Source organism: Lentzea aerocolonigenes (assembly GCF_000974445.1).
GTDB classification, from domain to species: domain Bacteria; phylum Actinomycetota; class Actinomycetes; order Mycobacteriales; family Pseudonocardiaceae; genus Lentzea; species Lentzea aerocolonigenes.
Window position 1 is genome coordinate 144,425 of record NZ_BBOJ01000010.1, and the last position, 12,300, is coordinate 156,724.

General features: G+C 67.3%; 2 protein-coding genes. Both read right to left on the reverse strand.

The annotated features are described in order from the left end of the window. Window positions 1-25: 25 nt before the first annotated feature. Window positions 26-475 (reverse strand): DUF4240 domain-containing protein, encoded by a 450-nt coding sequence (locus tag AOM45_RS20425; RefSeq protein WP_030469171.1) that lies wholly within the window; start codon window positions 473-475, stop codon window positions 26-28. Beyond that, window positions 472-12,183 carry a DNRLRE domain-containing protein gene (locus AOM45_RS20430; protein ID WP_156093982.1) on the reverse strand — a complete coding sequence of 3,904 codons (11,712 nt, stop codon included), beginning with the start codon at window positions 12,181-12,183 and terminating at the stop codon, window positions 472-474. Before AOM45_RS20430 ends, AOM45_RS20425 begins: the two co-directional genes overlap by 4 nt. Window positions 12,184-12,300: the final 117 nt, after the last annotated feature.

Here is a 12,300-nt window from a genome sequence, read left to right on the forward strand (position 1 = left end):
GTGAAGTTCATTGCCTGGTACTGGTTCAGCTCCAGCCGTCGGGATTCGATCCCGTCTCGTAGTCCAGCGGACTGACGTGCTCCCATTCCTGACCGGTCGAGCTCTCGTACGCGTGCTGCGCCACGTAGAGCAGGAACTCAGCCTCAGGTCCACCGGGTTCGGTGAACCGGCGGAACTGCTCCGGATCCGCGAGCACCGCCCGATAGGCCTCTTCCCCTGCCAGCACGACTGCTGCCCGGTAGTAGAGGAAGGAGTCGGACGAGGGTGGCTTCCCGGTCGTACCGGACGGCAGGGCCGCGAGCTCGGACCGGTCGAGGGTGTGGAGATGTCTGGCGAGCACGTCCTCGAACGCCTTGATCTCGTCCTCACCCGCCCGGCTGAGTGCTTCCTCCAGAGGACCGAACGCGGCCTCGTCCTGTGCCGGCGGGTTCTGGGGCACCAGGCCGATGAGCTCCCAGAATTCGACGTCGTTCATCGTCCTCGCTTCTTTCCCGGAGAGTTGATGTCGTTGGCGAGGTTCTCGATGCCGCCAAGGTACTCGATCAGGTCAGCTTCGACCCGTTCGCGGTCCTGCTGGGTACCGCAGACGTGAATGCAGATGACCTCCCCGTCCTTGTCCCGACGGCCATTGCGATAGTGCTTGCCGAGCCGGTCGTTGAAGTTGGCGGCCTGGCCGACGTAGTACTTGCCTGTCCACTTGTCGACGAACGCATAAACGCCGTGCTCAGCGCTGCAGACGGGTTGCGTGCATTCACCGGCCGAGCTGTTGCTCGGCTTGGTCCCCATCGGGTCGGTCAGCGTGGTCGGCTTGTTACCGGTGTAGCCGTAGAGGTTGATCCCGCCGTCGAAACCGATAGGGTCTTCGCTCAGGAACCGCTGCAAGCCGGGGCTGTAGTACCTGGCCCGGTTGTAGTACAGGCCGGTGCCGTCGTCCTCGCGGCCGGCGAACCGGTAGGGGTTGCCCTTGTCGTCACCCGCGACATAAGTCCGGCCGAACGGCTCGTAGGCGTAGGACGCACCCAGACCCGCGTTGTCCACCAACGCGACCGTGCTGCCCATCCGATCGGTGAGATACCGACGGATGTGGCCGTCCAACTCTCGCAGCTGGAACCCGTCCGTGCCCGCTGAGGTCATCGTTGCGGTCACGGCGCCGTTCACCTTCTCCTGCACGGGATTCACGCCGTCGTACAGGTAATTGGTGGTGACGCCGTTGATCGTGCGTGCCTGCCTGCGCCCGTCCGCGGCGTAGGCGAAGCTGGCCGTCGTTCCCGGTGCGGACTCGGCGGCTAGCTGCCCGCGAGCGTTCCAGGTGTAGGTGGCGATCCCGTCGTCGATCAGGTTTCCGTCCGGGTCGTGTCTGACCGGCGTGGCACCGATCGTGCGGATCCGGTTGGTCGCGTCGTACGTTGCGACACCGAACTGCTCGGGCAGCATCGCGCGGGAGTAGCTGCCGCGTGTCGTCGTCGGTCGGCCCGCTTCGTCGTAGTCGTAAGCCAGATCGCCCAGCACCGAGGCACCCGAACGATAGGTGATCGACTTGGTCCGGCCGGCGTCGTCGTAGACGTACGTCTGGGACAAGCCCGTTCCCGGTGCCCCGACGCGCTCCGGGCGGCCGACCACGTCCCGGCTGACACTGGTCACCACGACGCCGCCCTGCTGCACCTCGGAGAGCGCGCCGATCGCGTCGTAGACGTGTCGCACCGGCGCACGACCGGGCACGGTCATCGTCCGGTCCCGCACGGTCCGGCCGTACTCGTACGACACGCTGCCGTGCGCGGTGGTCTCCGACTTGATTCGGTCGAGGCCGTCGTACTCGGTCGTCGCGACACCTGCCGCGGAGTCTTCCGTCCGCTTCAACCGGTTGCCGAGGTCGTAGCCGAACGTCGTGGTGCTCTCCGAACCGAACCTGCTTTCCTTGCGCCGGTCCAGTTCGTCGTAGTCGTGTTCGGTGACGATTCCGCCACGGCTGGTGCGCTTCTTCAGGTTTCCGTTCGGGTCGTACTCGGCCTGGTCGATCTTTCCGAGCGGATCGATCATCTTCTCGACCCGGTCCATCCGGTCGAAGTCGAAGATCGTCTCGCCACCGCGGCCGTCGGTGACCTTCCTGCGGTTGCCGTTGGGGTCGTACTCGTACGCCGTCGTACGGCCCAGTGGGTCCACAACCGCGGCGACCTCGCCGGTCGCGGTGAAGGAGGTCTCGGTGGTCGCGCCACGCGGGTCAGTGGCCAGCACCGGCCGTCCGAGCGCGTCGAACCCGGACGTGCTGACCCTGCCGAGCTCGTCGACGTTGCGGACCGGGTCGTAGCCGGCGTAGTCGACGGTGGTGAACTTGTTGCCGGGATTCGTGACCTTGGTGACGAGACCCTTCTCGTTGACCTCGTTGATCGTCTTGCGGTTCACCGGATCGGTCGTCGACTTCACCGCACCGCGCGAATCCAGCTCGTAGATCGTGTCCTTGTTGTAGGTGTCGGTGTACTTGGTCAGCTCCGCGTGCGGACCGTTGCGCTCCCACTTCTCGGTCCGCGCCTCCGCGGTACCGGCCAGCACGGTCTTCTCCTTGACCTGACCGTTGGCGTCGTAGACGTAGGTCGTCTTGCGCTGCAACGGATCGACACTCGCCTTGAGCCGCACGCCGTCCGCTTCGTACTCGTTGGTGGTCGTCTGCCCGAGCGGGGTGCCGAACGCCTTGGTGTCGGTCAGGACCGAGCCGCGGTCGTTGAAGGTGAACCGGCGCACGTGCTCCCTGGCGTCGGTGACCTTCGTCTCGACGATCGCGTCGCCGGACTCGACGTACTCGAACTTGGTGAGTCCGCCATCGGCCGCGGTCTGCTGCTTGACCCTGCCCTTCGCGTCGTAGTCGTTGAGCAGGAAGCGGATTCCCCTCGCGTCGGTGATGGTCTTGAGCAGACCGTTCTCCCACGTGTAGCGGGTGGTTCCGCCGCGGACGTCGGTCACCGTCTCCAGGTGGCCTGTCGGGTCGTAGGTGTACGAGACGCGTCTGCCGATGTTGTCCTCAATGGACTTCACCCGCGGCGGGTTCGCGGAGTCGTAGGTGAACTTCACCCAGCGGCCGTTGGGCGAGGTGATCTGTGTGACCGGGCCGTTGGCGCGGACCTTGCCGTCGGTGCCCGGCGGCGCGGTGGCTCGGGTGAGCGTGGTCGTGTTGCCGTACTTGTCCCGGATCTGTTGCAGCGGCGCCTCTTCGCCGATCGTCATCACAGACCCGTCCCGCAGGAACACGTCCCAGCCGCTGTCGATCCAGCGGACCACGGAGCCGTCGAACTTCGTCGGCGTCGGGTCGGCTTTGAACACAGCGCCCGCATAGTCCTTGCCAGGTGAGGTGCGCCTGTAGTGGATCTTGCTGCCGTCTCCCTGGACGAGGTCGAACTCCTGGAAGGTGAACTGGCCTATGACGCCGGGCGACCACGGGAAGAGCCCGTAGTTGAAGCTGGTTCCGACGCCGAAGGCGCGGATGTCGGAGTCGCCCTGCTGATAGGTGCGCTTGATCTCGATCGGCGCGATGTCGTCGACGACCATGTCGACGGTCTCGTCGATCAACAAGCCGGTCGACGGGTCGACCGGGTCGCCGACCCTGGCGCCGTTCGGCCGTGGTGCGACGCTCGGCGGGTTCATGCCGGGAACCGCGGTCATCGCTCCGGTCAGCCGGTAGAACCTGACGCTGGCGTCCGGCACGATCTGCTTGCCGTCCGGCGAAACCGTGCCGTAGCCGTAGATGTGCCAGCCCTTGCCGTCTGGATCGTAGTTCCAGAACTGGGTTCGGGTGCCGGGCGCTTCCTTGGTGTAGTTCGGGTAGATGATCGTGGCGCCCTCGGGGAAGAGGTAGCCACCACCCGGCTGCACCGTGAAGTACACCGGAACCTTGGTCGGCGGCAACGGGAACGGCGGCCGGTCGATCGGGATCGGGGTGAGGCTCAGCTCCGTTGCCACGTTGCCGTCCCCATCACGGACGACGGTGCCGGCGGGCAGCCGCACCTCGAGGCCGGGGATGGCTTTGGTGGTGAGCACGGTCTCGCCCTTGGTCGGGCTCGGCACGTGCACGGTCGCCGCCGGGTCGAGCTCAGGCAGGAACACCGTGTACGGCAGGACGAGCACCTGACCACCCTTGACGTCCACGCCGATGTCGAACGATCCGAACTTGCGACCCGGAGTGTTCGCGGTACCACCGTCGACCCGCAGCACGACGTGGCCATCAGGCAGACCCGTCAGCGCGAACTTGCCCTTGGCGTCGGTGACGACCGGCTGGTGGCCCGCCACGCTGACGGTGACGCCCGCCAGTTCCTGGCCCTCCGTGGACTGGATCTTGCCAACCACACCGGTGAACCCGACGGCGAACTGCAGCGGCCGCTCCCTGATTGGCTGAGGGTCGTAGCGGGTGTTCCAGTCGGTGCCGTTGAGGTTGGCGCTGTCCGGCTGCCAGCCACCGGCGGATCCACCACCAGCCGGTCCGCACGTCGACTCGTGCGGCTGCGCGGCGGGGAGCTGCGGTTCCGCGGGCTGATCGGAGCCCTCCGGAGCGGGCGAGCCCTTGACGGGCTCCGGGTCGGGATCGGCGGTGACGCACTTCGGACTCGCAGGCGGCTTCGGCGGATCGAGCCGCTCTCCCTCTGTCTCCTGTGCGGCAGCGGCTACCGGCTTGCTGACCTTGACAGTCATCGAGCCGTTCCCGAACGTGGCGGGATCGAAGACCAGCGTGTAGGTACCGGTCAGCCGCAGCGCGGTGAGCTTGAACTGGTCCCTGGACATGAAGGAGTGCCTGGGCGAGATCGCACCGTCCGGTGCGATCAGGCTGTAGTAGGCGCCCGAGTTGTGGGGGAAGGCGCGGGTGATGTCGAGCTGCAGCACGTCGTTGGCCGTGCCGTCGAACGTCACCTTGCCGTTCTGCGCGATCCGGTTGTAGGTCAAGGTCCTGGCCGCGCCGCCGATGTCGGCCTTGCCCCCGTCGACCTCTCCGGACAACGCGATCTCGAGGTCACCGATGGCCGGACCGCCGCTGTCGTCCTGCGGTTCGAACTGGATCCTGTACTCACCTGCCACCGGCAAAGCCGTCAGATCCCACCCGAACGGCAGGCTCAACGCGCTGAACCCGTCGAGCACGTTGCCGTCCGGCTTGCGCACCTCAGGTTTGACGAACGGGATGTTCGGCGAGCTGTAGCCAATGCTCAGCCGCTGCCCGGTCTGCCCCTGGAACCTCGCGACGACCGTCTGCCCCGGGATTGCGACCGAAGGCCTCAGCAACGGCCCGTCGACCGGAACCACGCCCAGGTCGAGCGGTTCCGACAGCGCGAGCGTGAGCCCACCTGTGGTGGCGTATGTCGGGTCGAGCTGCAGCCGGTACTTGCCCGTCTCGGGCAGCGCCGCGACATCGATCTTGTTGGCGACGTCGATGCCGATCAGCTTGTTGCCGGTCGGCTGGTAGAGCCGCGCGTCGAGCTTGCCCGGCAGGCTCTTGTCCCGGAGGAGGATCTTGAGCGGCCTGTCCTTGACCCCGTCGATGTCGACCCAGACCTCCCTGCCCGGCCGGTCGAAGGTGATCCGGGTCTGCGCGTTGACCGGTGCCTTGCCCGCTTCGGCCTTGGTCGACAACCAGCCCTTCGCCGTGCCGACCGCCTGCCATCCGCTCATGAACAGGTTGTGCTCACCGTTCTTGCGGATCGGCACGTTCTTGAGGTCCGCGGTTCCGGTGCGGATCTCGACCTGGTTGTCGTCCGGTTCGACCAGGATCCCGGCGGCCTGGCCAGACCTCCCGTTCTCTCGCAACGTGTTGTCGGTGATCGCGAACCGCAGCGGCTGGTCCTTCACACCGGTGAACGGCATGCGCACCGACTGGCCCGGTCGGTTGATCTTCATCAGCGTGCTCGGCCCGTCGACCACGAGCCGGTTCGCGTCGATGACCCCCGACAGCCAGATCTTGCCGGCGCCGAGCTCGTTCGGGCCGAAGGTCACGCCGAGCTTGAAGGTGCCTGTCCTGCGCGCCTTGAACACCATCGTCGGCCGGTAGTTGTCGAGGTCGGCTTTCCAGGTGTTCGTGAAGCCGTCGGGATGCGTGACGGTGACGTTGAAGATGTTGTTCGGCATGCTGATGTCGGTCACGCCGACGCTCAGCCATTCGCCTTCGGTGGCGGTGAACGCCATCTCCGAGCGCTGCTCGGCGACGGAGACGGTGAACGGCACACCGGTGCCGTCCCTGGTCAGCTTGTCGCCGGTCAGGTCGTGCGAACCGGTGATCCGCACCTTGCCGGCCGCGCCGTCGTCAGGTGCGACGACGATCGTGTAGGTGCCGTTGGCGCCGAACATCGGGATGTCCTGGCGCAGCGTGCTGCCCGCCCAGAGGTCGAGCGGGTCACCCATCGTGCGGCGGGCGAAATCCCCGCCGTGCGGGGTGAACATCCACATCGCCGAGCGGACCGGAACGGTGTTGTTCTCCAGGTCGAGGTGCACCCGCTCGCCGACCTTGCCGTCGATCAGCACAACCGCGTACTTGCCCGCGGGGATGTCGAGTTCGAGCGGCCTGCCGAGCTCGATCCGGCCACCGAAGACCAGCTTGTCGATGACGAACCCGCGCGGCGCGATCAGGAAGTCGGCCACGCCGGTGGCCGTGCCACCCGGCGTGCGCACCGAGATCTTCCCGGAGGAGGCCGCAGCGGGCACCTCGACGACAAGACTCGTCGCGCTCGCCTGCTTCACCCGCGCCGTGGTCTGGTGGAACAACACCACGTTGCGAGCCGGGTCCGGGTCGAACCCGGTGCCGGTGATGGTGACGGTGTCGCCGGAGTTGGCGCGGCCGGTCGAGACGTTCGTGATCGCCGGCGCGGGAACGCCCCTGGTGACCACGAACGGGTTGCGGCTGTCCGCGGTCTTGCCACCCGCGACGACCTTCACCGCACCCGCGCCGGTGCCGTCCGGGACAACGACGGTGAGCCGGTTCGCCGAGGCCGCGGTGACCTGCGCGGCGACGCCGTCGAAGGTCACCCTGTTGTCGGCGGGCTGGGTGGCGAAACCTGTTCCGCTGATCTCGACGGTGCCGCCGATCGGGCCGCGCTGCGGAACCAGCGCGAAGATCGACGCGACGTCGGTGCGGTAGCGATCAGTCGCCTCGAGGTTCCCGGCCGCGTCGTACCGGTAGGCGGCCGCCTCGCCGGAGTTGTTGGTGACACCGGCCAACTGACCAGCGGCGTCGTAGAAGTAGTCACGTGGACCGGCAGGCGCACCGACCGCGAAGACGTACTTCGCCGGCGTGGACAGCACGCCGCTCGAACTGACCTTCGCCCACACGTTCAGCGTGCGCTGGCCGGAGCGGACCGGGGTGAGGTTGATCGTCGCGGTCCCGGTGCCGGCAGGCACTTCCGTCGGCGCGGCGTCGGTGTCCAACTGGTAGCGGAACACGTCCGCGGCCACGGAACCCTGCGCCCGTACCGTGAACGCGCCCTGCTGGCCGAGGCTGCCGTGCAGCTGGCCGTCCGCCGGGTAGTCGGTGGAGGACACCAGCGGCGTGGACGGCGTCGGCGCCGCACCGGCGACGACGAAGGTGTACGTCGTCGGTGCGGAAGCATTGCCCGAGCTCCCAAGCGCCCATACAACGAGGTTGTGCGTGCCGCCGGTCGACGGGGTGATCTTCACCGAGACGTCGCCGCTGCCCGGCACGTCGGTCGTCACGCCGTCGTCGAGCTTCCAGCGGTAACCGGAGACGGCGGTCGTTCCGTTCGGACGGAAGGTGAAGGTTCCCTCGCGACCTGCGTCACCGTGCGGTTGGCCGTCAGCGGGATAGTCCACGGAGGACACCACCGGCGCGCCCGGCGCCGGAAGCTGTGCCACCTCGAACACGTAGTTTGTCGGTGCGGACACCGCGCCCGAGCTGGTGAACGTCCGCACAGTCAGCGTCTGCGATCCCGCGGTGGCGGGGGTGATCTTGACACCTACCTTGCCGGTACCCGCCACGTCTGAGGCCTGACCGCCGTTCAGCTGCCAGCGGTAGCCGGCGATCGCGGTGGAACCGGTCGGCCGGAAGGTGAACGTCCCTTCCCTGCCCGGCGCACCGTGCGGCGCTCCCCCACTGGGATAGTCCAGCGACACCACTTGGGGCGCACCGGGTCCGCCCGGCGGGTCGGCCACGACGAAGGTGTGCGTGGTCGCGGGCGAGATGGTGTTCTCCGCACCGAGCGCCCGCACGGTCAGCGTGTGCTGACCCGGTGTGGCGGGCGTGGCCTTGATCTGCACCTCACCGCTGCCGGCGACGTCGGTGGAGCCGCCGTCGTCCAGCTGCCAGCGGTAGCCGGTCACCGGCGCCGCATTGCCGGGCTTGAGGGTGAAGACGCCTTCCCGGCCTGGCGCACCGTGCGGCTGGCCGTCGGCCGGGTAGTCGATCGACGAGACCAGAGGCGCTACCGGTGGCTGAACCGGTTGGGCCACCACGAAGGTGTACGTGGCAGCGTCGGAGGCGAGCCCACCGGCGGTGAACGAGCGAACCGTCAGTGTCCGCGTGCCCGCACCGGGCGTCAGGTTGACCGTGATCTCGCCGGTGGCTGGCCTCTCGGTCGGCTGCGCGTCGGTGTCGAGCTGGTAGACGAACTTCACGATCGGCACGGCGTTGCCGGGCTTCAGCACGAACGCGCCGGTCCTGCCGGGTCCACCGTGCGGCTGACCGTCGGCCGGGTAGTCCACTGAGGACACCAGTGGTCTCGCGGGCGGAACCGGGGCCGGGGTGCCCAGTCCGGCGGCGAACAGGCTCGGCCGGGGCACCTCCACGTCGGCGGCGAAGTGGTCGTGCCACTTCGTGCTCGCTCCGAAGTGGGCGCCGTCGGACGTCGCGACGAAGGCGTCCGCCGCGTCGCCGCGGGTGAAGGAGACCACGTCGAACTTGCCGTCACCGGTGAAGTCGCCGACACCGGGCAAATCGTCGCCCGGCGCGAAGTTCGCGTGCCACTGGCGGGACGTGCCGAACGCGGTGCCGCTCGAGCTCGCGGCCGTCACCTGTCCGTTCGTGAAGGACAGGATGTCGTCCTTGCCATCACCGTCGACGTCGCCGACGGCTCCCTTGGCGGCATCCGGTGCGAAGTCGTCGTGCCACTTGGCAACCGGCCCGAACTTCGTGCCGTCGGACAACGCCACGAAGACGTCAGCGGCGTCACCACCGGTGAACGCGACGACGTCGTCCTTGTCATCACCGTTCACATCTCCGACGGCAGGCATCTCTGTGCCGCGCGCGAAGGAGGTGAGCCAGGTGACAGGGGTCGAGGCGAACTTGGTGCCGTCCGAGAACGCGACCCGGACTGTGCCCTCGGTCCCGCGGGTGAAGGCGGCGATGTCGTCCCTGCCGTCGCCGTTGAAGTCGCCGACGAGCGGAATCTCGGCGTCCGCCGCGAAGTGGTCCTGCCACTTCGTCTCAGGCCCGAACTTCGTGCCGTCGGACAACGCGACCCAGACGCGGGCGTCCGTGCCGCGGGTGAACCTGGCGACATCGGCCTTGCCGTCACCGTCGAAGTCACCGGTCAGCGGAATCTCGTTCTGCGCCGCGAAGTGGTCGTGCCACTTCCAGCCGTCCTGGACGAACTTGGTGCCGTCGGACAACGAGACGAACACGGCAGCGCCGTCGCCACGGGTGAAGGTGACGACGTCGTCCTTGCCGTCGCCGTTGAAGTCAGTCTTGACCTTCTTGTGCCGCGGCGCCTCGGCGACGACGAAGCTGTACGTCGTCGCTGAAGAGGAAACACCATTCGCGGTCAGCGCACGGACCGTCAGCGTCCTGGTTCCGGACGCGGCGGGCGTCAGGTTCACCGAGATCTGGCCGGTGGCGGGAACTTCGGTCGGCTGTGCCTCGGAGTCGAGCTGGTAGACGAACTTGCTGATCGCGACGCCATTGCCCGGCTTGAGCACGAACGTGCCCTGCCTGCCCGCACCGCCGTGCGGCTGCCCATCGGCGGGATAGTCCACTGAGGACACGGCCGGCGCAGCGGGCGGTGCGGGCGGTGAACCGTTGTACGACACAGCGAGAGTGGGACGCAGCGACGGTTCCACTGCCTCGTCGGAGAGGAACAGCACGCGCTGCTGCGCACCGGCTTCGTCGCGGAGCTTGACCTGGAAACCGTTGTTGGAGGACGGGGAGTCGACCCAGCCCTGAACCATGGCAGCGTTTTCCCAGATGTGCCAGGCGGGCTTGTCCGTCACCCCGGAGACGAAGTCCGCCCTGGCGGCGACGTCACCGCCCGGCGTGGTCCACGCCGTCGCGGCGGACGCCCTGTTCCAGGTGGCTTGGTTCTCCACGAACGGCTTGGTGAGCGGATGTCCGTCGAAGGTCGCTCCCGAACCGTTGGAGTAGAACGCCCACAGGGACACGTCGGCGTCGGTGATCGTGGTTCCCGGCGGGATGGCGGTGAGCCCGTCGAACTTCACCAACGTGCGAGTTTTCCCGTACGTGGTGCCGTTGTTGCCGACCTGAAGCCACGGCGAGCCGGCGAGAACGTCGAGGTTCGTGTCCGGCTGAAGAGCCGCGATGGTCGTGTCGGCACCACCGCGAAAGATCTGCCGAACCTGACCCGCTTTGGGCGTGCGGGTCTGCTGCGTGGCGCTCGGTACGAGCTGACCGTCGCGCGTCCTCGCGACGATCATGTAGTAGTAGAGGTTCCAGTCGAGGTCACTGGCGCCGTCCGGCGTCGGTGTCGCGGTGGTGTCGACGAACCTCGTCGCTTGCGCGCCGACCGAAGTGACCAAAGTGGACGCAGACGGGCTGAACACCTGCGAGATCGAGCGGTGCACCTGGTACTCGGCCAGGTCGTTCCCCGAGTACGGGGTCCACACCAGCTCGGCGCCGTTCGCGTAGGTCTTGGTGATCGGCTGCAACACGGCGCCGGGTTGACCATAGGTCAGAACGAGTTTCGGGAACGTCCCGGTGTCACCGTTGTAGGCGTACTCCGCGCCGTGGTAGACCGCGCCGCCGCGGTTGAGCGTCTCGTCGGTCGCCTTGACCATGAAGCCGTGGTTCTGCGCGGAGCCGGAAACCCAGGACTGGGCGATGTTTCGGACATCCCACTCGTTCCAGACCTGCGTGACGTCCTTGCGCTTGACCGCGGTGGAGAGCCCGGCCTCCGCGAACGCCGTGTTGGAGTTGTTCCAGGTCACGGTGTTCTCGGCCCACGCGGCGGTAACGCGGCGCGCCTCCGTGGTGACGTCGTTGGTTCCGACGTGCAGCTCGTTGTCGTAGTACATCCGCAGTTTGGCCGACGCTATGCTCGTTCCGGCCGGCACAACGGACATGTCGAACTTCACCAAGCTGCGCGCGATGCCGGTGTTGTCGGTGCCGACGGAGAGCCGGTAGTCGGCACCATCGTTGCGAGTGGGGGTGTCCGACCAGATCTGTGCGTCCTGGCCGGAGTTCGAGGTCGGCTCGATCGAGATCGTCGGATCGACCACCACCGGGTACTTGCGCTCCGCCGCGGCGAGCCACTCCTGATCCGCCCGCACGGTCACGGTGATCTTCGAGCCTTGCTGCTCGACGGTCTGGGAAACCTTGTCGCTGTATGACTTCTCGCTGGAGTCGAACATGAATGGCCGGGGCATCACATACAGCGGCGGACCATCCGCGTTCGCACGGAAGAACCCGATCGAACCATCCGGTTGCGCCTGCGCGACCACACCGTCCAGGTCGAGGCTGAACCTGAAGGTCGCGTTCTTCGGCGGTGCCGCGAGGGTGATCTTCTCCTTGAGTGAACCACGGGTGACCTGGTAACTCAGGTCCGCGCCGTCCCAAGCACCGGGGTAGGTGACCGAGTCGCGCTCGACCTTCGGCTCGATCGGCCTGGACCCACCGTCGATGCCCACCCCGACCTTCGTGTCCGCGAAGGAAAATCGCGCCAGCCGATCGGTCTTGTCGCCGAACGCACTGGCGAACGCGTTGGTCTCGTTGCCGAACAGGTAGCCGTCGAGGGGGCGCTCGCGCACCGTCGTGTCGATCGGCCGCCAGTTGTCCTTCGCGTCCCGGAAGTGTTGCGGCTGAGCGGAAAGCTCCGCCTCGAACTGCCCGTTGGACAGCTCGTACACACGCATCGACGCCGTGCGCCGCTCGGCCAGCTCCCGCACACGCGTCGGCGGCCCGGACGCCCTCGCCCCGTCACCTCCGCCTCCAGAAGAAGGCGACGACGAAGGCAGCCCAACGGCCACCAGTGCGACCACCAAGGCGAGTACGAATGATCTTGCGAGCGCAGCAGAACGACGTGGCACCGGCACTGATCCCCCCAGATCATGGCGAGCGCGTGCCTAGCCCCCCGGCTATCGGTGACACCGCGCAAT